The organism is Cellulomonas sp. PSBB021, from assembly GCF_002240455.1.
Lineage (GTDB): Bacteria > Actinomycetota > Actinomycetes > Actinomycetales > Cellulomonadaceae > Cellulomonas > Cellulomonas uda.
Window position 1 is genome coordinate 1,440,211 of sequence record NZ_CP021430.1, and the last position, 23,036, is coordinate 1,463,246.

Genomic DNA, 23,036 nt, shown 5'->3' on the forward strand with positions numbered 1-23,036 from the left:
ACGAAGGGGCGCCCCCGGTGGGGGCGCCCCTTCGTGCTGTGGGTTGCGACTCAGCCGACGCGGTGCAGCCAGCGCACGGGTGCGCCCGCTCCCGCGTAGCGGAAGGGCTCGAGCTCGTCGTCCCACGCCTGGCCGAGCGCGAGGTCGAGCTCGGCGCGCAGGCGCGCCGGGTCGCCCGCGTGCTCGAGCGCCGCACGGATGCGGTCCTCGGGGACGACGACGTTGCCGTGCACGTCCGTCTGCGCGTGGAAGATGCCGAGGTCGGGCGTGTGGCTCCAGCGCGAGCCGTCGGTGCCGTGGCTCGGCTCCTCGGTGACCTCGTACCGCAGGTGGGCCCAGCCGCGCAGCGCGGACGCCAGCCGCGCGCCGGTGCCCGGCACGCCCTGCCACGAGTGCTCGGCACGGTAGAACGCCGGACCGGCCGGCTGCTCCGTCCAGTCCAGCGAGACGCGCTGACCCAGCACGTTGCCCGCCGCCCACTCGATGTGCGGGCACAGCGCACGCGGTGCCGAGTGCACGAAAAGCACACCGCGGGTGATCGCACCTGCCATGTCGTCCTCCATCAGCGGCTCGAGGTTCGCCTTCCCCAACGACCTCGTGACTGCTGCGGAGCACCCTGGGGCGCACGCGGCGTACGGCCTTCAGGATGCACGACGAGGCGACGAGACGCCAAGCGGAACCGCCGCACGTCCCCCGGATGCGTGACGCGGCCGGCCTGACCGGTTGCCGGGAGGGCGTATCGACGACGGCCGGACCGGGCAGGCACGTCTGCTCAGAGCTGCTCGCGGATCGCGCGCATCGCCTTCTTGCGCACGGACCGCTCGAGGCGGTCGAGGTACAGCATCCCGTCGAGGTGGTCGACCTCGTGCTGCAGGCAGCGCGCCATGAGCTCGGTGCCCTCGACCACGACCTCCTTGCCGTCCAGGTCGTGCCCGACGACGCGCGCGTACCAGGCGCGCCGGGTCGGGAACCAGAGCCCCGGGACCGAGAGGCAGCCCTCGTCGCCGTCCTGGTACTCGTCCTCGGACAGCTCGACGATCGTCGGGTTGAGGACGTAGCCGATCTCGTCGTCGATGTTCCAGGAGAACGCGCGCAGGCCGACGCCGATCTGGTTCGCGGCGAGCCCGGCGCGACCGTCCTCGTCGACCGTCTCGAGCAGGTCCTCGACCAGGGACCGGACGCGGTCGTCGATGGTGGTGATCGGGTCGCACGGTGTGCGCAGCACGGGGTCGCCGACGGTCCGGATCTCTCGCATCGCCATGCCGAGCATCTTCCCATGCCGCGCCGCGCGGGCTCTCGCCCGGTCCGCCCGTGTGACGGGACAGACAGCGTCCGCCGGGTGACGAGTCGGGCATCGCGACCTAGGCTTTGTACTGACCAGTCAGTCAGGAGCCCGATCGCATGGTCCAGCAGACCCCTCTCCGCCCGCCCCAGCACGCCGCCGGTCAGCCGGCACCCCCCGAGCCCGACACCGGGACGCCCCCGGCCCCGGCCGCGGTGGTCGCGCGCCGGCTCGCGCTGCACGGCGAGCGCGGCGTCGTGTACGGCCCCGTGGACCTCGAGCTGCCCGCCGGTGCCCTGACCGTCGTGCAGGGCCCCCAGGGCGCCGGACGCTCGAGCCTGCTGCTCACGCTCGCGGGCCGCATGGTCCCCGACGCCGGGTCGGCCCTCACCGTGCTGGGCCACGCCCTGCCCCGCGAGCGCGACCGTGTCCAGCGGGAGGCCGCCATCGCGGGCTTCGCGGGGATCGACGACCTCGACCCGAGCGTCACGGTCGGCGACGTCGTCCGGGAGCGGCTCACGTGGCTCGCCCCCTGGTACCGGCGCGTGCCACGCGTGGACCAGCGCACGTTCGCCGCGCTCGCACGCCCCGTGTTCGGTGAGCGGCCCCTGCCCCGGACGACGAGCGTCGTGTGGGACCTCGACGAGGTCGACACCCTGCTCCTGCGCGTGACGCTCGCGACCGCCCAGCGCCCGCGCCTGCTCGTCGTGGACGACGTCGACCAGGTCCACGACTCCACCCGCCGGGCGACCCTCTGGTCGCGGCTCGAGGCGCTGACCGCCTCCGGCACGACCGTCGTCGCGGCGGTCGCCTCGCTCGACGAGGTCGCCCGCACGCCCTGGCGCACCCCACCCACGCAGGTGACGCTCGCGACCGGCCCGCACGCCGTGCCCGCGACCGACGCCGCCTGACCGCGCTCACCCCGAGGACTCCCCCATGCCCGCGCTCACCACCACCGGCACCGAGCTGCGCCGGTTCCGCCGCGGACGGCTGCCCCGGCTCGCCGTCGCCGCGATGATCCTCGTGCCCCTGCTCTACGGGGCCCTGTACCTGTGGGCCTTCTGGGACCCGACCGGGCACCTCGACCGGCTCCCCGTCGCGCTCGTGAACGCCGACGCGGGGACGACCCTGGACGGCGCACCGCTGCGGGCCGGCGACGAGGTGGCCGAGGCGCTCACGTCGTCGGCCGACCTCGACTGGCGCCCGACCGACGCGCGCGACGCCGCGGCCGGGGTCGCGGACGGGACGTACTACTTCGCGGTCACGCTCCCGGCGGACTTCTCGGCCGACGTGGCGTCCGCGTCGGGCGACGAGCCGACGAGCGCGCAGATCCTCGTGACGTACGACGACGCGAACTCCTTCCTCGCCTCGACGCTGGGACGCAGCGCGATGACGCAGGTCGAGGCCGCGGTCTCCGACTCGATCGGCGAGCAGGCGACCCAGCGCGTGCTCGTCGGGCTCGGCGCTGCCCGCGACGGGTTCGCGCAGGCGTCCGACGGTGCGCTCACCCTGCACGCGGCGGCCGGTGACCTCGACGACGGCGCGACCCAGGTCGCCGGCGGTGCGCACGACGCGGCGGACGGAGCCAGGGACCTGGCCGCGGGGGCGGGCGCGCTCGACGCGGGTGCGGCACGCCTGGCCACGGGCGCCGCCACGCTGGCCGAGGGAGCGACGAGCGCCACGCGCGGCGCGGGCGACGCCGCGAGCGGCGCGCACGACCTCGCAGCCGGCCTCGGGACGCTCGACGACGGCGCAGGCCGCGTCGCGCAGGGCGCGCACGACGCAGCCGACGGCGCCGACTCCCTGGCCGACGGCGCGGCCACGCTCGCGAGCTCCGCGCAGACCGCCGCCGACGGCGCCGCGCGCCTCGACTCCGGTGCGGGCACGCTCGCCTCCGGGCTCACGAGCGCCTCGTCGGGGGCAGACGACCTGCGGGACGGCACGGCCGCGCTCGCCACCGGCGTGAGCACGCTCGAGGACGAGCTGTCGCCCCTCGTGTCGGCGGTGCCGACCCTGCGCACCGGGCTCGGTCAGGTCTCCGCGTACCTCACGGCTCGCGCGCAGGCGGGCGACACGACCGCCGCTCAGCTGCTGACGGGACTGTCCGCGCAGGCCGGGGCCCTGCCGTCCGACGCGCAGCTCTCCGAGCTGTCCGACGGCCTGGCGGCGCTGTCCAGCGGCGCGTCGATCGCAGCGAGCGGCGCGGACGACCTGGCCGGCGGCGTCTCGACGCTCGCGGCCGGCGCGCAGGACCTTGCGGACGGCACGGGCGACCTCGCCTCGGGCCTCGGCCGGCTGGCCGACGGCGCGAGCACGCTCGCGGATGGCACGTCCTCGCTCTCCGACGGTCTGGACACGCTCGAGAGCGGATCCAGCGCGCTCGCGACCGGGACCACGAGCGCCGCCACGGGGGCCGACGCCCTCGCGGACGGCACGTCCCGCCTCGCGGCGGGGCTGACCCGCCTCGGCTCGGGATCCGCCGACCTCGCGTCCGGTGCGGACGAGCTGGTCGACGGCACGGGTGAGCTCGCGGACGGCGCCGGCCGGCTCGCGGACGGCACCGCGACGCTCGCCGACGGCGCCGGGAAGGTCGCCGACGGCTCGGGCCGGTTGCAGGAGGGCGCGGGGCAGCTCGCCGACGGCCTCGTGGACGGCGAGTCCGCGATCCCCGCCGACGTCGCGGCGCCGGCACGCGCGAGCACCATCGCCTCCCCGGTGCACGTCACGGAGGAGCACGTGAGCCAGGCCGAGGGCTTCGGTGAGGGCTTCGCGCCGTTCTTCCTGCCGCTCGCGCTGTTCGTCGGCGCGCTCATCACGTGGCTGCTCCTGCGGCCCCTGCCCCCGCGCGCGCTCGCGACGCCCGCGTCCGGTGCTCGCGTCACGCTGGCCGGGTACCTGCCGGCGCTCGCGCTCGGCGTCGCGCAGGTCGTCGTGATGCTCGGCGTGGTGCACCTGGGTCTCGGGCTCGACCTCAGCTCCGGGATCGGCACGCTCGCGTTCACGATGCTGGTCGCGGCGACGTTCCTCGCGCTCCAGCAGATGCTCATGGCGGTGCTCGGCCCCGCGGCGGGCAAGGTCGCGATCCTCGCCCTGCTCATGCTGCAGCTCGCCTCGTCGGGCGGGACCTACCCCGTGGAGACGACGCCGGCGTTCTTCCGCGCCATCCACCCGCTGCTGCCCATGAGCTACGCGGTCACCGGCCTGCGGGAGGTCATCACGGGGCCCGTCGACGCGCGGTTCTGGGTCGCGGTCGCCGTCCTGGCGGGCGTACTCGTAGGCTCGCTGGCCATGACGGCGTGGCGCGCGGGGCGCATGCGCACGTGGACGCTCGAGCGCCTGCACCCCGTCCTGTCGATCTAGGCCGGGCGGACGACGAGAGGCGGTCTAGGGTTGCGGACCATGACGGACACGCGGCAGCAGATCGTCGATGCCGCTCTCGCGCTGGTCGCCGACCGCGGCATCGGGGCGACGACCGTCGACGAGATCGCGGCGGCGGCGGGCGTCGCGAAGGGCAGCGTGTTCTACAACTTCGGCTCGAAGTCGGGGCTGTTCGAGGCGATCATCGCCGCGGGCGTCACGCGGCTGACCGCCGCGCTGCAGGAGGCGGGCGCCGGCCGGTCCGGCCGCGCCGCCGTCGAGTCCATGGTGGGCGCGCTGCTCGAGCAGGTGCAGGCCCACCCCGACTTCGCCAAGCTCGTCGTCGCGGAGTCGTTCCGCTCCGGACGTGCGTGGCAGGACTCGATCCGTCAGGTGCGCGAGGAGTCGATGGGTGCGCTGGCCGCCGTCGTGCAGGACGCGTGGCCCGAGCGGGACGCGTGGTTCACGGCGGCCGCGCTGTTCGGCGCGACGCTCGTCGCGGGCCTCGAGTGGCTCGTGTTCCAGCCGGACCGCCCGGTCGAGGACGTGCGCGCCGCGGTCCTGGCGACGCTCTCCTGACCGGTCCGAGCGCCGCGGGCGGGACGCCGCCGGGCGCGGGCATGACGAAGGGCCGGTGACGCGGTCACCGGCCCTTGCGCCTGACGTACGTGCGGGACGTCCCCGCCGCGCTCACTCGCCCGCGCGCTGCTGCGGGACGCCCTGCAGGAGCTGACGGACCTCGGCCTCGTGGAAGCGACGGTGCCCACCGAGGGTGCGGACCGCCGAGAGCTTGCCGGCCTGCGCCCACCGGGTGACGGTCTTGGGGTCGACCCGGAAGAGGACCGCGACCTCGCCGGGGGTCAGCAGAGCGCCCTGCTGCAGGGGGGCGTCGGTGTGGGGGGTGGTGATGGCCATGGTGGCTCTCCTTCGTCGTTCGGTAGCTCGGCTGACCCGGTGGGCCCCGTGGCTTTGCGTCCCCTCCTCGCGGAGGGTTTGCCATTTGTCGCTGACAACTCAGAACTATCCCCGAAACTGGACAGGCGTGCAAGAAGCCGAGCCGTGGGAGACCACGGGCATTCGGGTGAAATTCGGACGCGGTGGACCAGGAGGAACAGGACCAAGTCGGACGTCCGGTTTGTGATCCGGACATTCGTCCAGTTCAGGGCCGTTCTTGCTGACTTGGCACACGCCCCGACACGCGCGACGAAGTTTCGGAAGTGATCTCGGTCACTTGTGGGGTCTCGGCGTGTCCCGGGCGACGAACCGACCACCGGGTGGGGTGCTGGAGCTGCTGGGTGGGGCAGGTGGGGCTTGAACCCACGACCAACGGATCATGAGGCCGCTGGTCGGCACGCTCTCGGCGAGCTGCTCACCTGGCGATTCGCGCGTATTCCCGGCTCATCGCAATGGAGGGTGTAGGACCGGCCTGAAGCCGCCGGTCTCGAGCAGGCTGCGGGTGATGTAGTTGGTCAGGTTCCGAAGGCCGAGCGCGGTGCCGCGCAGGTGTTCCAGGCGCCCGTTGATCGCTTCGGTCGGCCTGTTGCTCGTGCCCGGCCGCTCGAAGTAGGCCAGGACGTCCGCGGCGCGCTGCTTCAGGGTCCGACCCAGGGGGCGGACTTCGACCAACGCTGCCGGGACGCCGGTGGAGATCGACGCGATCAGCGTGGTCATCCGCTCCCGTCCGGCCGTGGCGTCGGGGTCGCGGTAGGCGCCGATCATCGTCTGGTAGACCTGCCACGTTGCTTCGACCTCGACGTGCTCGTCTCCCGCGAACAGCGCGGCGATGATCGCCTTCTGCTTGTTCTTGAGCAGGTCAGACCCGGTGTGCAGGGTCCGGCGGGCCTTGTAGAGCGGGTCGGATGCCCGTCCGCGGTGTCCGTGCAGGTCGTTCTGGACCCGCCGTCGGCACCGGTCGGGCGCATCGCTGGCCAGGAGGACCACGTGGAAGGGGTCCATCACCGCGACGGCGTCGGGCAGCTCCTCGGCAGCGGCGGTCCTGAAGCCGGTGAACCCGTCCATCGCGACGACTTCCAGTCCCGCCCGCCAATCGGCGGGCCGTTCGGCGAGCCAGGTCTTGAAGACCTGCTTGGAGCGGCCCTCCACGACGTCCAGCAACCGCGCCGGACCGGTGCCGGCGCGCACCGGGGTCAGGTCGATGACCACCGTGACGTACTTCCCGCCCGTGCGGGCATGACGCCAGACGTGTTCGTCGACGCCGATGACGTGCACGCCGTTGAAGCGGTGCTCATCGGCGATCAGCAACGCCCGCCCTTCGGCGAGCACGGCGGTGTTCGCGGTGTGCCACGCGACGCCCAGCGCGGCGGCGACCTGAGCCATCGACAGGTGGGCGATCACGATGCCCTCCAACGCCCACCGTAGCGCCCCGCGGGTCAGCTTCGCGCGCGGCGCGGCCGCCGCCGAGATGTCGTGGCGCCACACGTGCGCGCAGCCCTCGCACCGATAGCGGGGAACCCTGACCTGCACGATCGTGGGGCGCCAGCCCACAGGCTCGTGCGCGAGCTCACGCACCACCGTCCCGCGGACCACGCCTTCGGCGCCGCAGCGCCGACACCAAGGATCCGGCTCGGCGACACGGCAGGCCAAGACCGCCCGGCCGGGCTCCAGGCGCTGGCCGACGACCCGCAGGCCGTGGCCGTCCAGGCGCGTGAATGTCGTCACGTCGGGGTCGGTGAAGGTAGCGTCGCGTATGTCGAGGTCTTCCGGGTGGCCGGCGTAGGAACCGCCATCATCGGAAGACCTCGACGCCTCGGCGAGCACCGCCACGCCGCCGACCTCAACGTAGCTCTACACCCTCAACTGCGAAGAGCCCCGTTGGCGATCGCACCACGACCCGACAACGCGGGGTCGAACACCGCCGCCGACCACCTACGAGTCATCTCCGAGGCGTTGGCGCAGATCCCGGGGACCACCCGTAGCAAGTCGATCCTCGTGCGGATCGACGGGGCCGACGGGTCGCACAAGGTCATCGAAGCCCTCACCAAGCGGCGCCTGGCGTACTCGGTGGGGTTCACCCTCCCGGACAACACCCCCGACCTGCTCAGGCTCATCCCCGAGAAGGTGTGGACCCCCGCCTACGACGCCCACGACCAGACCCGTGACGGTGCGTGGGTCGCCGAGCTGACGCACCTGATGGACCTGACCGGATGGCCCGCGGGCATGCGGGTGATCGTGCGCAAGGAACGACCCCACCCCGGCGCCCAGCTGCGCTTCGAGGACGTCGACGGGATGCGGATCACCGCGTTCGTCACCAACACCACGACAAGCCAGCTCGCCGACCTCGAACTACGCCACCGCCGACGCGCCCGCTGCGAAGACCGCATCCGCCTGGCCAAGGACACCGGCCTGGCCAACTTACCCCTGCACTCCTTCGCCGCCAACCGCATCTGGTGCGCACTGGTGGCCCTCCTTGGCCCACAACGCACGACGCACCCGCCTGCACCTGGCCACCCGGGCACCCTTCGCCAGCCTGGCCATCACCGCCCTGGAACGACTCGGAGCCCTCGCACCCGGCTGACGCCCAGCTCCGGCCTCCCCCGCGACCCCGAGCACGCTCCCGGACCCGGAACCGGCGACCAACCCGCACGACAGCGGGCGGCCTGTCGCACCCACCCGGCAGAATCAACCCCGAACCCGGCCACCGAGCCGGATCCAGACCTCACACCACAGCCCGATGAAAGATCAAGGCTAGTTCGTCACGACCTCATAAGTGGCGGACGAATTCCCCGCCTTCTCGACGTTGTAGATCTTTGTGTAGACCTTGAACCAACGGCCGCTCGAAGAATCGAGGCATGTCCCGGTGTGGAGGCCAGCGGCCAGGATTGTGCCGTACGGGTAGATGACGGGTCCGCCTGAATCGCCGCCGTCAGAGTCGTAGAGAGTTGACTCAAATCCGCCGCAGATGTCACCCATTAGGGTGCTGCAGGAATAGCCCATCGTGCCACCCATGTGGCACCGGCTCAAACCGGGCCAACTCGACCGCCACGCGCCCTGCACATTGTACTGCGTGTTAGCGTCGACCCACACGACGCCTACGGGAGGTGCCACCGGAGAGGGAACGGATAGATAGCCCCAATCTTGACCGTTAGCGTAGTCCTCGATGGACGTCCCAATCGCGGACGTCCATGGTAGCAAGGTTCCTGAACGATACAGGTTTACGCCGTAGCAGTGGGCGGCTGTCGTTATATAGAGCACCCCGGTGGACTTCTTCCGCATAGCGAACCCGGAGGTGCATACATTCGACCCCGCCGAGTTCTTGAGCGCGACGCCGGCCGAGATTGACTCAGTCTCAACCTGCACGTCCGCAACTGTGATCGCGACTGGGCCGATCGAGATGCGCTCGGAGCGGTCGGCGCTGGCGGCCGCGTCGACCAGCGCCTGCTCGAGCTCGACGGCCGCTCCTTCCGCTCTTGCGAGGCTCAGGGTCGCCGATGCGACCGTCGATGCGATGCGCGCGGCATCTGACCGCGCTGACTTGACGGGAACCTGTACCTCTACCAGGTCAGACATCAAACCATCGTTAACCGATCCGATCTCCGCTTCACGGAAATCCTGGACTAGTGCCGTGCGCTCGCTGAGCGAATACGGCATCCGCGTGTACTCGACTTCAAACGCATCCGCCTGATCGCTCGCAAACTTCGCGAGTTCCGGATCGTCCCGAGTGACCCCGACAGTAACGAGAGCTTTGGCGGGATCGAGTGCACCCCCAGCAAACGAGTCGGGGAACCTCTCTGCTAGTTCGTCAAGGAGGTCTGATGCTCTCCTCTCAAACGCGTCCCTATCGTAGCCCCAAAACGCGCGCGTATCCGGCGGGGAGTCGGCCTTGGCGGCGGCGCTGGCGTACTCGTCGTGGATGCGTTCGGCGGCGTTGAGCGATCCGCTGAATAGTTCGTCAACGCGGCTGGGGATGGCACCCGTCGTGACGGTCACAGTGGACGTCGTGTCGGGAGGCGCCGCCACTGAGGAAGTCACTGTTCCAACCGTCAACGCAACGCAAATTCAGCCGATCCCCAATGGAGCCAACCGTCTGTCCATGTCTCTCACCACTCTCGACATCGCACAAGGGCTGTACGGAGGCAGAGGGCCGCAACCCCCAACAATGAGGTCCGGCCCGCACGCGACGAGGTTCTGCCATGGCCCGCCCCAAGTCTGTCGTGCGCCTGTGGTACCTCGACGCTAGCTCCGGCGTGCCGCCCGCTCTTCATCCATTCGAGTGATATGTCGGGGGGAAGCCGGCCGGGCGTGGCGGCGGTCACCTGAGTCTCCCCAACCTGCCGACTAGAGTCCCCCACCCGTGTGGCTCCGCCGACCGCGACGGAGCCCCTTCGAGGCTGGCGGTCTGTGACCACACGCCGGCCGACCGAGGGGGCGCCTGCCGCTCATGCTCACACGGGAGGAAGACACCGACGCGGACGCGTTGCAAAAGCAGCGGTGGACGATCTCGGCGATCGCGCGGCACCTGGGTCGGGACCGCAAGACGGCCCGCGCCTACCTGACCGGAGGACGGTCACCGGCGTTCAGGTCCGTCAGGGTCCGGACGGCTTCGCACCGTTCAGCGACTGTGTGCGGGCTCGGCTGGCCGAGGATCCGCATCCGTAGGTCATGACTGCGTCCGTGACCCGCGAGTACCCACGTCATCGCCAGCACCGGCACGATCCCCTCGGCCCCGCCACCGACCGGGATCGGCTGCGGCGGGGACCACAGGTCGCACTGGGCGACCTCGCCGGGGTCGTACTCGACCCGGTCGGCCGGGTCCGGCGGCACGAACAACGGCCGCAGCTCCCGGATCCGGTCCTTGAGGATCGTCAGCGACCGCGTCCACCCGATCCTCTCCGCGATCACCGGTGCCGGCATCCGCGGGAAGTCCGCGAGCAGCAACCATCTCGACGGTCACGGTCCGCTCCGCGGAGCTCACGGCGACGACGAGCATCCCGCGCGCCGCAAGCACGGCGCGCAGTTGCGCTTCGCCTCCGCGCTCGGACCAGTCGTCGGGCAGCCGGATAGTCCGCCGGGCCGCCGGCGCCTTGCCTCCGCCCGGTTCCGTCCGCGGGCCGTCCCCGGCTGACCGGGCCGCGCGGGCGGCGTGCCTTCGGTCCGCGGCCCGCTCGGCGTCGCGGGCGGCACGCAGTTCGAGGACCGCGGCCTTCCGGTCCGCGGCCAGCTGGGCGCGTCGTGCATCCGCCGCTGCAGCCTCGACCATGGCCGACGGTCCGCCATCTGGTCCGGCCTCGCGGGCCAACTCGTTGAGCCGGTCCAGCAGCTCTCGTTCGGTCCAGTCCACGAGGCCCGCCCGGTCCAGGCCGCGGACCGCGGATCGGACGGCCCGGTCCGGGATGCCGAACCGGGCCACCGGCTCAACGTTGACGGCCCGGGCCAATGCGACCAACCAGTGCCGGTGGCCCACCCGGTAACACCAGGCGGGGTGCGTCGCAGACCGGACCAGCGTCGCGGCAGCGTCCTCGTTGCCGTCGACGAGCGCGTCAACCAACTCGGCGTGTACCCACGCGATCGCCCCTGCGTCTGCGTCGAGCTGGAGCAGCCGGCGGATCCCGGCGTGTCCTGAGCCGTGCCCACCCGGCCCGCGAATGACGTGGTCACCACGGCCGAGCCAGCCGAGGCGTTCGGCCGCCGTCAACCACTTCTGAGCTGTGGGCTCGGAGACACCCAGCCGGACCGCGACCACGCCCCGTGACAGTCGCGGCGTATCGATCCGCTCCGACTCCGGCCGCTCCAGCGTTAGCCGGTCCAGCGCCTCGAGCCCCACCATCACGACCGCCATCCTCGCCCCCTGCGCCACCAGCGGCGTGACGCCGGCAGGGACAGGCGACAGGAGCCGGCCGACCATGCGCCCGGCGACTTGCAGGCGGCGCGCGCGCAGTCCGTCGGCGGTAGCGGTGCCGCGCACCAACTGCCGGGAGGCGGCGACGGCGCGGTGCCAGGTCGGAGACGAGGCGAGGGTGGTGACGTCTTCGCGGCGGGAGCGGGAGGTGACCCAACGTCGGATGACGGGGACTGGGTAGCCGCGGCGAATCGCGGCGGGCAGGACACGCAGCAAGACCGTCCAGGGCGTGCTGGCGTCGGCGTGGAGCAGGTGACCGAGGGTGAGGTCGAGGTTGTGGAAAGTGGGTGTGACTGTCTCGGTCATGCGCAAGAGTATACGGCAGTCCGCATAGACACGCGGAGCGATGTCTATGCAGGAACTGACAGGATTGCGTCATTGCAGCGGGGCCGGGTGGGGTCGATGACCAGCTTTTCCGCAGGCGACCGGCCTGCCCGCAGCGAGGGCACCGTTGTCGTCCGCGGCCGGGACGGAGATTGCCGAAGCCCGCTGACCAAGCCTGCACAGGCGTAACCCGGACCGCATGACCATGCAGGCGAGGCGACACCGTGACGCCCGACGTGACGACGGACGGGGCGACGACCGAGACCAGGTGGCGGTGGTCGGTGCCGTCGCTGCCGCCTGCGGCGTCGGCGCCAGCACCCCCGCTCCGGTGGCCGACCAGTCCACGGCGGTGTGGGGCGAGGCGGCTGCGAGTCGGCGGCGAGGCGTGGGTGGGACGGCTGCTAGGTGTTGTGGTTCATGAGGTTGGTGACACGGCGCGGGGTGTGAGGGAGGGGTAGGCCCGTCGGCGGCAGGATGGGAAGTGCGACCTACACATCCGCGCCGAGAGAGGCCTACCCCTCATGAGCCACGCTAACGCCCCGTTGACCCCTGTCGGCCGGTTTTCGCCTGGTCCAGCGCTGCCGGTCGCGTCCGATCGCGCATGTCGCGGCCGAGGCCGGGATCTCCCGGCAGTGCCTGTCCAAGGGGAAGGCCCGCTACGACGAGCTCGGCGAGGTCGGACTGCTCGACCGCTCCAGCGTGCCCGGTTCGAGCCCGACGCAGCTGGACCCGGACCTGGTCGAGCTGATCGAGCGGCTGCGCCGAGCGCACAAGTGGACCGCCCGGCAGATTCACCTTGAGCTGACCCGCGCAGGGCACCGGGTCTGGCTCGCGACGGTCTCGCGGTGGCTGGTGCGCCTGGGGATCAACCGTCGCCGGGACATCGACCCCGACGGGTCGGCCAACCGCGCCACCGGGCGGATCACCGCCCGCTACCCCGGGCACATGGTCCACCTGGACGTGAAGAAGGTCGGACGGATCCCCGACGGCGGCGGGTGGCGCGCCCACGGCCGCGGATCGAAGCAGGACAAGGCCGCCCAGCGCGCGAAGACCAAGGGTGCACGGGCGGGCTACGTCTATCTGCACTCGGCGATCGACGGGTACTCCCGCCTGGCCTACACCGAGCGCCTGCCCGACGAGAAGGCCGCCGCCACCATCGGGTTCTTCCACCGCGCCAGAGCGTTCTTCGCCGCCCACGGCATCGCTCGGATCGTGCGCGTGATCACGGACAACGGAGCGAACTACAAGGCCACCGCCTTCACCCGCACCGTCGTCGCGGCCGCCTCCCGCCACCAGCGCATCCGCCCGCACACGCCCCGCGACAACGGCAAGGTCGAGCGCTACAACCGGATCCTGGCCGAGGAGTTCCTCTACGCCCGGGTCTGGACCTCCGAAGCCGAGCGGGCCGCGGCGATCAAGATCTGGAACATCCACTACAACTACCATCGCGCTCACACCGCCGCCGGCGACCGGCCCCCGGCCTCACGCCTGCGCGCACGCGTCACCAACGTCATGACCCAGAACACCTAGGTGTCCCGGGGGATGCCGGACGTCAGAGGGCAGTCGGCGGACCAGCCACGAAGGCGCCGCCGTCGAAGTCTGCGCAGTTTGAAGGCAGCTCGATGCTTGTCTCCTGCACGCTTCGCGCACCAAACGAACCACCACTGAGCGGCGGCAACTCGTCGCCGATTCGGTAAGTCGCACCGGTCGTGCGGGACGTCAGCGTCTGCTCTTGCGTGTTCCACGTCCAGAACGAACGCTTCAGCACGAGCAAACGATCATCGATGCCAAGGCAGCCATCGATGTCCGCCAGCGTCCCACCTTCATACCTCGCGTCACCTACTGCTAGCGAGTCGCTCATAGCCGCCTGGATGGATGCAACGTCTGCGGGGAGGTCCACGGAGGTCGGCGCGGCCCCGGGCGGCACCGCTGTCCCGGGCGCACTGTTGCCTAGTTGCACGGCAAGAGTGCCGATGCCTCCTAGGGCAACCGCAAGTACGGCTCCGGCAAGGACCACCCTGTTCCAGGATCTACGCGTTCCGTCGACTGGGGTGAGTAGGCGCGGTGGCCGATCGCTGGACGCTGCAGAGGCCTCGGCACGCAACCGAGCGGCGAAGTCTGCCTCGGAGATCATCATCTTGCAGCCTCCAGTTCTGTGTCAGTGCCTACAGAGAGCTTGCGTAGTGCGTGGTGAGCTGTTGTACGCACCGTGCTCCGCGTGATGCGTAGTGTGTGAGCGATGGACGCGTCGTCCATGCACTCGATGTATCGGAGTGCGAGCACCGCACGTTCCCGCGGCGGCAGTTGCCGCAACATCGCCAGTGCGGTCAGGTACCCATCGACGACGGAGATGCCACCGTCAGACGATCGCCCATCGCTTTCGCCGAGTTCGACCAGACGAACCCGCCGACGCCGTGTCTGGTCTATGAACAGGCGCACGAGCGACTGCTTGGCGTACGCCAACGGCGAGTCTGCCGACTGGACACGGCCCCATCGGGAGAGGAGTCGCTCTAGACAGTCCTGCACGAGATCCTCGGCTGCGACGTGGTCACGACACAACGCCACGGCGAGCCGCATGAGGTCCGCCCAGTGTTCGTCAACGAACGCAGGGACGCTCATGTCACCGCCGGCGTCGAGCTGTGCCACAGTTCGCTCACCTCCTTGTCACCGCACCACTACTACTAAGACGAACCGAGCGACCCAGAGTGTTTACTCGCGTCGCTCGTCGGCCCGACTGCGAGTCCCGCCGAACCGCTCAGGTCCCGACGAGATCCGTCCGTCCGCCTGCGGTGGGGCTCCCATGCCGAGTCGTGCTCACTGGACATTCTGGCCTTGGACGCGGGTGGCCGGGGCGGGAGTCGTGAGCCGGTCGGCCACCGCTGTGTGAGCGCGAGGTGTTGCTCGAACCGTCAGGGTCGATGTCGCGCCGCCGGCCACCATCCAGTCGGGCCGGCCGTCCCCAGGCCGTGGACACGGCCACGTCATTCGGCGGTCAGGCCCGCAGACCTACCGCGTCTTCGTCCCCTGAGCACGACGCAGCGCCTCGATGCGCGCAACGGCTGCCTCGTCGAACGGGCGGGCAGCGCTGCTGGACGATGCGCCGCCGACTCAGTCCCGGCTCGCCCAGTTCGTCGAACCTGCCGTCCACCTTCGACACCGCCTGCACCGAGACCTACCCGGTCGCAACCTGCGCGATCGGACGACGCGCTCAGCGCTGCGCCAGGCGCCCGCCGAAGGCCGCCGCCGCGTCAGCGATGACTCCTCGAGGGACAGGCGTGCCTGCGGCCGGGCGCTGGCTGCACGTCTACCACCCCCGCGAGGGCACCACTGCCTCACTCCTACGCGACGGCACGAACTGTCGTGAGCCATGACAACCTACCCTCAGTCTTTCACGCCGGTGGCGTGCCGTAGACGTGAAAAGTGCTCCTGACCTGCGATGATGTGTCTTGCGACGGACATATCAACCCAGTTCAAGGAGCACCTTCCAGGTGAAGAAGCCTACCGGGTCTTCCCCGCGACCTGCGGTCGACGCGAACGGCGGGTCGGCGGTCTCGCAGGCAGGTGGTGTCCTGCTGACCTCCACGGTCCGCGCGGCGGGGCTGGACGTGGCGTTGCGGGAGGCGCTCGCGCCGTGGCGGGCGCCGCTGGCTCACCATGACCCGGCCAAGGTGCTGCTGGATCTCGCGTTGACCCTCGCGCTGGGTGGGACGCGTGCTCGGACCTGGCGGTCGTGCGCGGTGAGCCGGCGGTGTTCGGGCCGGTGGCCTCCGACCCGACGGCCTCACGCACGATCGCGCGTCTGGCCACGGATGTGGACAAGGTGTTGGCCGCGGTCAACACCGCACGCGCGAAGGCGCGGGCCAGGGTCTGGGCGGCGGCCGGGGTCAACGCGCCCGACCACGACCGCAGCGCAGCGAGCCCGTTGGTGATCGACCTGGACGCGACCCTGGTGGGCGCGCACTCCGAGAAGGAGAAGGCCGCGGCGACGTTCAAGCGCGGGTTCGGGTTCCACCCGTTGTGCGCGTTCGTCGACCACGGCCCCGAGGGCACCGGGGAGCCGTTGGCGGCTCATCGCAATGGAGGGTGTAGGACCGGCCTGAAGCCGCCGGTCTCGAGCAGGCTGCGGGTGATGTAGTTGGTCAGGTTCCGAAGGCCGAGCGCGGTGCCGCGCAGGTGTTCCAGGCGCCCGTTGATCGCTTCGGTCGGCCTGTTGCTCGTGCCCGGCCGCTCGAAGTAGGCCAGGACGTCCGCGGCGCGCTGCTTCAGGGTCCGACCCAGGGGGCGGACTTCGACCAACGCTGCCGGGACGCCGGTGGAGATCGACGCGATCAGCGTGGTCATCCGCTCCCGTCCGGCCGTGGCGTCGGGGTCGCGGTAGGCGCCGATCATCGTCTGGTAGACCTGCCACGTTGCTTCGACCTCGACGTGCTCGTCTCCCGCGAACAGCGCGGCGATGATCGCCTTCTGCTTGTTCTTGAGCAGGTCAGACCCGGTGTGCAGGGTCCGGCGGGCCTTGTAGAGCGGGTCGGATGCCCGTCCGCGGTGTCCGTGCAGGTCGTTCTGGACCCGCCGTCGGCACCGGTCGGGCGCATCGCTGGCCAGGCGGACCACGTGGAAGGGGTCCATCACCGCGACGGCGTCGGGCAGCTCCTCGGCAGCGGCGGTCCTGAAGCCGGTGAACCCTCCGCTGCCGCTCCTCGCGCTGGTCCCCTGTCTTTCGCAGTTTCCCGTCGAGTCGCTTGGCATCGCGACCCGGCTTGTCACTCCGGGGGCGTGTCGGCTCCGTACAGCGCTTACGCGGAAAACGCTACGGGTAGCCAGAGGCCCGGCGCCACTGCCAGACGAAAGTGGATTCATCTCGTGTATTGCCCAGGGCAGCGAGCCGCACCGGGGCGAGCTCAGCGTCGGCATGGTGCGCGGCGATGCGGGCGCTGCGAGACGGGCGTGAACTGGTCCCCACGGCGGCTGAACTGGTCCCCGTCGTCGCCCGGTAGCCCGACGGCGACGCCAAAGTACGGCCTGACATGGGAGAACGCGAGTGGGGCAGGTGGGGCTTGAACCCACGACCCACGGATTATGAGTCCGCTGCTCTGACCGGCTGAGCTACTGCCCCGAGATCGACCGCCAGGCTACCGGGACCAGGACGGGACCGGACCAGGGCCGAGTACCGTGGGCCCGTGGCCGGCTTCCTCTCCACCCGCGCGCTCACGGACGACGACCGTCGCCTGCTCGACCTGCGTCGCGGCGACCGTGTGCTCGTCGCCGCGACCCTGACGGACGGTCGCCGGGTGGCCGCCTCGCGACTCGCGCTGCACGTGCTGCGCGACGGCGAGGCGGCGCGCACGCCGTGGGCGGACGTGGACCGCGGTTCGCTCGACCCCGAGACGCGCACGCTCGCCGTGCGGTGGGTGTGGGGGGCGAGCGACACGTTCGCGTTCGGCACGGACCGCCAGTCGGTGCGGTTCGCGCAGACGTTCCGGGAGCGCGTGCAGTCGTCCGTGGTGCACGCCACCTCGGTCACGCTCCCGGGTGGCGGTCAGGCGCGGGTCGCCCTGCGGCGCGACGAGGACGGCGAGCTGTTCACGCAGGTGGTCGCCGACGAGGGCGTCGACCTCGCCCGGCCCGAGGTGGCGGCGCTGGTCGACGCGGCGGAGTCCGAGCTCCGCGCGAGCGCCGGGCTGCCGGCCTGACTGGTCGGGAGCACCCCCGAACGGCTGCTAGAGTTCTGCAGCGCGATCCCCCGTAGCTCAATTGGCAGAGCATTCGACTGTTAATCGAAGGGTTACTGGTTCGAGTCCAGTCGGGGGAGCTCCACGGGGCCCTGACCTGCATCGCAGGCAGGGCCTTCGTCGTGCTCGGGCGGCTGTCGCGCCCCCGTGGCGCGGTCGGTGCGGCGGCGGGCCGGACGTAGGCTGGTGGCCGGTTCGTCGAGGCACCTGTCCCGACCCTCACCGAGCCGCCCACCGAGACGGAGCCTCCCCATGACCGGCGTGCCGCACCCCGTGCGCACGTCGTCGCACCGCGCGATGGTCGTGTTCACGGCCGCGGTCGCCGCGTACTTCGTGGCCGTCCTGCACCGCACGTCGCTGGGCGTCGCGGGCGTCGAGGCGATCGAGCGGTTCGGCCTCGGCGCGACCGCGCTGTCGATGTTCTCGGTCGTGCAGCTCGCCGTGTACGCGGGCATGCAGCTGCCGGCGGGACGGGTGCTCGACCGGTTCGGCGCGCGCGTCGTCATCGGCGGCGGCTCGGCCGTGATGGCCGCGGGCCAGCTCCTGCTGGCGTTCGCGGACGACGTGCCGCTGGCGCTCGCTGCGCGTGTGCTGATCGGAGCGGGCGACGCGGGCATCTTCATCTCGGCCGTGCGCCTCGTGGCGCAGTGGTTCCCGCCGATGCGCGCGCCGCTGATGGTGCAGGTGACCGGGCTCATCGGGCAGTCGGGCCAGCTCGCGTCCGCGATCCCCGTCGCGTGGCTCGTGCACCACCACGGCTGGACGCCCACGTTCACCGTGCTCGCGGCGGTCGGGGCGGTCGCGGCCGTCGCCTCGTTCCTGGGGGTCCGCGAGCCCGACGACGACCGGCGCGACGCGCCGCACTCCGACACGTCGTTCCTGCGGGCGGTGCGCGCCGCAGTCGAGCCGCCGGGTACCCGCCTGGGCTGGTGGAGCCACTTCGCCACGCCGTTCTCCGCGAACGTCGTCGCGCTGCTGTGGGGCGTGCCGTTCTTCGTGACCGCGCAGGGGCGCTCGACGGCCGAGGCCGGGGCCCTGCTGACCGTGCTGACCGTCACCGCGATGACCACGGGCCCGCTCGTCGGCCGCTTCACCGGGCGCCACCCGCTGCGGCGCACCTGGGCGGTGCTCGGGTCGTGCGGCATGACGCTCGTCGCATGGCTGGTCGTGCTGGTGCCCTCGACCCCGCGGCCCCTGTGGCAGCTGGTGCTGTTCGTCGTGCTCGTCGGCATGGGCGGCCCCGTGTCCCTCGTCGGGATCGACTTCGCGCGGACGTACAGCGCCCCCGAGCGGCTCGGGACCGCGTCCGGCTTCGTCAACACCGGCGGGTTCGTCTCCACGATCGTCGGCGTCCTGGCCGTGGGGGTCGCGCTCCAGGCGGTCTCCCCCGCGGGCGCGACGACGTACTCGCTCGACGCCTACCGCTGGGCGTTCAGCGTGCTCCTGGTCCCGTGGCTGCTGGGCGTGTGGGGTGTGCTGCGCAGCCGCGCACGGACGCGCGCGGCGATGGCCGACGAGGGCGTCGTCGTGCCGCGCCTGCGGGACGCGGTGCGCCGCCCGCACGTGCCCCGCCGCGCGCGCGACCGTTGACCCTCAGAGCCGGCCGTAGCGGGTGCGCACCACGCAGTAGACGCCGAACGCGATGAAGCCGACCGCCACGAGCGCGAGCAGCAGCGTCCCGGCGGGCCCCTCCTTGAGCGTCCGCATCGCGCCGTCGAGCCCGGTGGCCTCCGACTCGTCCGCGTGCCACGCGGCCAGCGCGAACAGCACGCCGACGATGCCGAGCGCGACACCCTTGGCGATGTACCCGACGCGGCCGGCGATGACGGTCCCCCGCCCCGCCTGCCCGCCCGGCAGCCCCGTGAGGTCCTCGAGGAACTTCTTCCGCCAGCCCTTGACCACGTGGTAGATCCCGACGGCGAGGACGGCGACGCCGATCGCGCCGACGAGCAGCCGGCCCCCCGGCGCGGACATCAGGTCCGACGTCATGCCCTTCGACTGGTCCGACGACGACGAGCCCGCACCGTCCGCCCACGCGACCGACGTGGCGGCGAGCGCCAGGTACACGACCGCGCGTCCGACGGCCTTCGCGCGGTCGCCGCGGTGCGCACGGCCCGCGTGGCCGACGTGCGCGGCCTTGGCCGCCTGCCACGCGCCGAGCGCGAGGAACGCGACGGCCGCGACCCACAGCACGACCTGGCCGAACGGCTCCTGGGCGACGGTCGAGAGCGCGCCCGACTGGTCCGCGGAGGCCGAGCTGTCGCCGAACGCGAGCCGCAGCGCGAGCACGCCGATGAGCGCGTGCAGCACGCCGCTGACGGCGTACCCGGCACGCGCGGCCTTCTCCCACGCGTCCTGCGTGGTCCCGGTGAAGTACGTGGCGCTCGACATGAGGTCTCCCGTCGTGGGGGGTGGCGAAGGAGGCAGGACCGATCGTGGCAGCGCCCCCGCGGTCGCGCGACCGCAGGCGGCACCCGGCGGGGTGCACCCACCCACGCGTCGAGGCCCCGCACGCGGCAAGCGACCCGCAGCACAGGCGCCTGACCTGCGGTTTCACCGTGCCCACCGGGCGGGCTTGTCGAACCGTCCCGCGAGCCTCACACTTGCGCTGCCCCCTCGTGATTCCGGCCACCGACAGCCGGGGAAATGGACCCGCCGGCCGTGCTGCGCACCGTCTCCTGCCACCTCTCCCTCGACGTGCGCAGCCCCCTCGAGCTCTACCTCGCCGTCGCGGTCGCCGACGGCTCCTACGACCGCACCGAGCAGCTCGTCGTGCGCCACGAGGACGGTCCGCTCGACGTCCTGGAGATCAAGTCCGGGCACGGCGGCCGCTCGCACCGCGTGCACGTCCCCGCGGGCCGGGTCGTCGTCGACTACCACGCGACCGTGTCCGGGCGGTCCGGGCCCCCGCCCGTCGACGACCTCGACCTCGTCGAGTACCGCCGCCCGAGCCGGTACGTCCAGTCGGACCGCCTGCTCGCCTTCGCGCGCGACCAGTTCCGCGGTCTGGCGGGGGCCGAGCTCGTCGACGCCGTCGTCGGGTGGGTCGCCTCGCACGTGCGGTACGTGCCGGGCGCGAGCCAGCCGACGGACGGCGCGACCGAGACCCTCCTGGCGCGCCGTGGGGTGTGCCGCGACTTCGCGCACCTCGTCGTCGCGCTGCTGCGCGCGTGCGATACGCCCGCGCGCCTCGCGTCGGTGTACGCGCCCCGGCTCAGGCCGATGGACTTCCACGCGGTGGCCGAGGCGTACGTCGACGGCGCCTGGCACGTGCTCGACGCGACCCGCCTCGCGCCGCGCGACACGATGCTGCGCATCGCCACCGGCCGCGACGCGACCGACACCGCGTTCCTGTCGTACTACGGCGGCGACCTCTCGCTGCGCGCGATGACGGTGACCGCGAGCGTCACGCCCTCGTCCGACGAGGCCGGGGCGGCGCAGGCCACGTCCGACGACGGCACGGGCCTGCGGACGCTGCGCTGACGCGTCGGGTCACGCCCGCGGCACCGGGCCGCGTCAGGCGCTCTCGCGCAGCGTGCGACGACGGCCCTCGAGCGCGACGAGCTCGGCGAACGCCGCCTGGTAGGCCGCCGGGTCGGCGCCCGAGTCCATGCGCTGCAGGCGTCCGCGCAGCTCGGCGATCTGGCGCGTGAAGCCCATCTCGACGAGCCGCAGCACGACGCCGCGCACGTAGTCGGCGACCGCCTCGGGACGGTCCTCGGGCACGGGCGCGACCGCGAGCTCGGTGACGAGCGCGCGCACGGGCTCGGCGGCCTCCTCCAGCACGGCACCGACCCACGCGGCGGCGCTGCCGTCCGCGCCGACGGACGCGGCACCGGCGACGACACCGCCGGCGGCCCGGATCGCCTCGTGGACGGCGCGGTGGGCCGGAGCGGCGAACGCGTCGGCCCCCAGCTCGTCGAACTCGCCCGGCACGAGCGTCGGCGCCTGGAGCACGACCTCGAGGGCGGTGCGCTCGACCAGCAGCACGGGGTCGGACCGGTCCGGCCGGGCCGGACGGGCGGGGCGGCCCTGCTCGGGTGCACCGGCACGCGTCGGCCCGCTCGTCGTGCCGCGGCCCGACGGCCCGCCGCGACGCGCCCCGTCGACGGCGCGCTGCACGGTCGACAGGTCCTCCATGCCGAGCCAGCCGGCGAGCTGGCGCGTGTACTCGGGGCGCAACGCGGTGTCGCGGATCCCGGCGACCACGGGCGCCGCGGCGCGCAGCGCGGCGACGCGACCCTCGGCGGTCGCGAGGTCGTACGCGGCGAGCGTGGAGCGCAGGACGAAGGCGAACAGCGGCTGGCGGCCGCGCACGAGCGCGTGCACCGCGTCCGGTCCGCGCGCGAGGCGCAGCTCGCACGGGTCCATCCCGCTCGACTCGACCGCGACGAACGTCTGCGCGGCGAACGTCTGGTCCTCGCCGAACGCGCGCAGCGCGGCCTTCTGCCCGGCCGCGTCCCCGTCGAACGTGAAGATCACCTCGCCGCCGACGGACGCCCCCGTCGCGAGCTGCACGCCGCTGCTGGAACCGGAGTCGCCGATGAGACGGCGCACGATGCGCGCGTGGTCGGAGCCGAACGCGGTGCCGCACGTCGCGACCGCGGTCCCCACGCCGGACAGGTGCATCGCCATGACGTCGGTGTACCCCTCGACGACCACCACCTGCTTGGCGCGCTGCATCTCGCGCTTGGCGAGGTCGAGCCCGTACAGCACGTGGGACTTGCGGTACAGCGCGGTCTCGGGCGTGTTGAGGTACTTGGGGCCGTTGTCCTCGTCGAACAGGCGGCGCGCGCCGAACCCGATGGTCTCGCCGGTGACCTCGCGGATGGGCCAGACGAGCCGCCCGCGGAACCGGTCGTAGACGCCGCGCTGCCCCTGGCTGACGAGCCCCGAGGCGACGAGCTCGGGCTCGGTGAACCCGCGCCCGCGCAGGTGACGCATGAGCGCGTCCCACCCGGTGGGGGCGAACCCGACGCCGAACTGCTCGGCAGCGGTCCGGTCGAAGCCGCGCTCGGCGAGGAACTGCCGGCCGGCGGCACCGGCGGGCGTCGTGAGCTGCTCGCGGTAGAACTCCTCGGCGACCTTGTGCGCCTCGATCAGCCGGCGCCGACGGCCGGGCTCCTGCTCGGGCCGGGCGGGACCGCCGCCCTCCTCGTAGCGCAGCTGGATCCCGACGCGCCCCGCCAGGTACTCGACCGCCTCGGTGAACCCCAGGCCGTCGACCTTGATGACGAAGTCGATGACGTCGCCGCCCTCGCCGCAGCCGAAGCAGTGGTAACGGCCGACCTGGGGCCGCACGTGGAACGACGGCGAGCGTTCGTCGTGGAAGGGGCACAGACCCTTGAGGGAGCCGACGCCCGCGGTCTTGAGCTGCACGTGCGCGCCGACCACCTCGTCGATGCGCACACGCTCGCGGACCGCCTCCACGTCCTCCCGCCGGATGCGTCCCGCCACGCCAGGAGTCTAGGTCGTCCGCGCCGTCGTC

General features: G+C 72.1%; 16 protein-coding genes, 2 tRNA genes, 4 pseudogenes and 1 riboswitch. Of the genes and pseudogenes, 10 read left to right on the forward strand and 12 right to left on the reverse strand.

Translation table 11 applies throughout. The features are described from left to right. Nucleotides 1-50: 50 nt before the first annotated feature. The gene (locus tag CBP52_RS06510; protein ID WP_094182214.1) at nt 51-551 is read right to left on the reverse strand and encodes a DUF3145 domain-containing protein; all 501 of its coding nucleotides are present in this window, start codon (nt 549-551) and stop codon (nt 51-53) included. A gap of 221 nt (nt 552-772) precedes the next feature. Beyond that, nucleotides 773-1,261, reverse strand: coding sequence for a peptide deformylase (gene def, locus CBP52_RS06515; protein ID WP_094182215.1), 489 nt, complete (start codon nt 1,259-1,261; stop codon nt 773-775). A gap of 140 nt (nt 1,262-1,401) precedes the next feature. Here def and CBP52_RS06520 point away from each other — a divergent pair, with 140 nt between their 5' ends. Genes CBP52_RS06520 through CBP52_RS06530 form a run of 3 tightly spaced genes read left to right on the forward strand, consistent with a single transcriptional unit; the run spans nt 1,402 to nt 5,218 of the window. After that, complete coding sequence (locus CBP52_RS06520; protein WP_094180302.1) at nt 1,402-2,193, forward strand: ATP-binding cassette domain-containing protein; 792 nt, start codon at nt 1,402-1,404, stop codon at nt 2,191-2,193. 25 nt (nt 2,194-2,218) lie between these two features. After that, nucleotides 2,219-4,642: a YhgE/Pip domain-containing protein gene (locus CBP52_RS06525; RefSeq protein WP_094180303.1), complete on the forward strand. Its 2,424-nt coding sequence runs from the start codon at nt 2,219-2,221 to the stop codon at nt 4,640-4,642. A gap of 39 nt (nt 4,643-4,681) precedes the next feature. Beyond that, nucleotides 4,682-5,218, forward strand: a complete 537-nt coding sequence (locus tag CBP52_RS06530) for a TetR/AcrR family transcriptional regulator (RefSeq protein WP_094180304.1) — start codon at nt 4,682-4,684, stop codon at nt 5,216-5,218. Between the two features lie 111 nt (nt 5,219-5,329). Here CBP52_RS06530 and CBP52_RS06535 read toward each other — a convergent pair whose 3' ends face one another. Further along, entirely contained in the window at nt 5,330-5,554 is a 225-nt protein-coding gene (locus CBP52_RS06535) for a BldC family transcriptional regulator (RefSeq protein WP_094180305.1), read from the reverse strand. An 18-nt stretch (nt 5,555-5,572) separates the two neighbouring features. Continuing rightward, nucleotides 5,573-5,647: riboswitch (cyclic di-GMP riboswitch) on the reverse strand. Between the two features lie 390 nt (nt 5,648-6,037). Then, entirely contained in the window at nt 6,038-7,348 is a 1,311-nt protein-coding gene (locus CBP52_RS06540) for an ISL3 family transposase (RefSeq protein WP_094182216.1), read from the reverse strand. Between the two features lie 120 nt (nt 7,349-7,468). Between CBP52_RS06540 and CBP52_RS06545 the strand changes: the two are divergent. Further along, nucleotides 7,469-8,174: pseudogene (locus tag CBP52_RS06545) on the forward strand (transposase); the annotation flags it as partial. 170 nt (nt 8,175-8,344) lie between these two features. On the opposite strand, the gene CBP52_RS18170 reads toward CBP52_RS06545, so the two are convergent. Together CBP52_RS18170 and CBP52_RS18175 are read right to left on the reverse strand one after the other, a co-directional pair. Next, complete coding sequence (locus tag CBP52_RS18170; RefSeq protein WP_232514685.1) at nt 8,345-9,586, reverse strand: S1 family peptidase; 1,242 nt, start codon at nt 9,584-9,586, stop codon at nt 8,345-8,347. Between the two features lie 702 nt (nt 9,587-10,288). Further along, a pseudogene (locus CBP52_RS18175) lies at nt 10,289-10,531 on the reverse strand (IS21 family transposase); the annotation flags it as partial. A gap of 1,809 nt (nt 10,532-12,340) precedes the next feature. On the opposite strand from CBP52_RS18175, the pseudogene CBP52_RS06565 reads away from it, so the two are divergent. After that, nucleotides 12,341-13,349, forward strand: a pseudogene (locus CBP52_RS06565) (IS481 family transposase). 22 nt (nt 13,350-13,371) lie between these two features. On the opposite strand, the gene CBP52_RS17530 reads toward CBP52_RS06565, so the two are convergent. Both CBP52_RS17530 and CBP52_RS06575 read right to left on the reverse strand, forming a co-directional pair. Beyond that, entirely contained in the window at nt 13,372-13,587 is a 216-nt protein-coding gene (locus tag CBP52_RS17530; protein WP_157732523.1) for a hypothetical protein, read from the reverse strand. Between the two features lie 365 nt (nt 13,588-13,952). Beyond that, a complete protein-coding gene (locus CBP52_RS06575; RefSeq protein WP_094180308.1) occupies nt 13,953-14,465 on the reverse strand; it encodes a sigma-70 family RNA polymerase sigma factor in 513 nt (170 codons plus the stop codon). 842 nt (nt 14,466-15,307) lie between these two features. Between CBP52_RS06575 and CBP52_RS06580 the strand changes: the two are divergent. Further along, nucleotides 15,308-15,885: pseudogene (locus tag CBP52_RS06580) on the forward strand (transposase); the annotation flags it as partial. 2 nt (nt 15,886-15,887) lie between these two features. Here the strand turns inward: CBP52_RS06580 and CBP52_RS06585 are convergent. Together CBP52_RS06585 and CBP52_RS06590 are read right to left on the reverse strand one after the other, a co-directional pair. Next, on the reverse strand, nt 15,888-16,565 hold the full coding sequence (locus tag CBP52_RS06585) for a transposase (RefSeq protein ID WP_157732524.1): 678 nt from the start codon (nt 16,563-16,565) through the stop codon (nt 15,888-15,890). Between the two features lie 293 nt (nt 16,566-16,858). Further along, nucleotides 16,859-16,932 (reverse strand) — tRNA-Ile (locus tag CBP52_RS06590). Nucleotides 16,933-16,996: 64 nt separating this feature from the next. Between CBP52_RS06590 and CBP52_RS06595 the strand changes: the two genes are divergently transcribed. From CBP52_RS06595 to CBP52_RS06605, 3 genes are all read left to right on the forward strand, one after another. Then, nucleotides 16,997-17,509 carry a hypothetical protein gene (locus CBP52_RS06595; RefSeq protein WP_094180310.1) on the forward strand — a complete coding sequence of 171 codons (513 nt, stop codon included), beginning with the start codon at nt 16,997-16,999 and terminating at the stop codon, nt 17,507-17,509. Nucleotides 17,510-17,555: 46 nt separating this feature from the next. After that, nucleotides 17,556-17,628: transfer RNA gene (locus tag CBP52_RS06600), tRNA-Asn, on the forward strand. A 172-nt stretch (nt 17,629-17,800) separates the two neighbouring features. Beyond that, the gene (locus tag CBP52_RS06605; RefSeq protein WP_094180311.1) at nt 17,801-19,138 is read left to right on the forward strand and encodes a nitrate/nitrite transporter; all 1,338 of its coding nucleotides are present in this window, start codon (nt 17,801-17,803) and stop codon (nt 19,136-19,138) included. A 3-nt stretch (nt 19,139-19,141) separates the two neighbouring features. Here the strand turns inward: CBP52_RS06605 and CBP52_RS06610 are convergent, their stop codons facing one another. Further along, nucleotides 19,142-19,939: a DUF1206 domain-containing protein gene (locus CBP52_RS06610; RefSeq protein WP_094180312.1), complete on the reverse strand. Its 798-nt coding sequence runs from the start codon at nt 19,937-19,939 to the stop codon at nt 19,142-19,144. 270 nt (nt 19,940-20,209) lie between these two features. Here CBP52_RS06610 and CBP52_RS06615 point away from each other — a divergent pair, with 270 nt between their 5' ends. Then, nucleotides 20,210-21,031, forward strand: coding sequence for a transglutaminase family protein (locus CBP52_RS06615; protein ID WP_094182218.1), 822 nt, complete (start codon nt 20,210-20,212; stop codon nt 21,029-21,031). 33 nt (nt 21,032-21,064) lie between these two features. On the opposite strand, the gene dnaG is transcribed toward CBP52_RS06615, so the two are convergent. Next, nucleotides 21,065-23,005 carry a DNA primase gene (gene dnaG / locus CBP52_RS06620; RefSeq protein ID WP_094180313.1) on the reverse strand — a complete coding sequence of 647 codons (1,941 nt, stop codon included), beginning with the start codon at nt 23,003-23,005 and terminating at the stop codon, nt 21,065-21,067. Nucleotides 23,006-23,036: the final 31 nt, after the last annotated feature.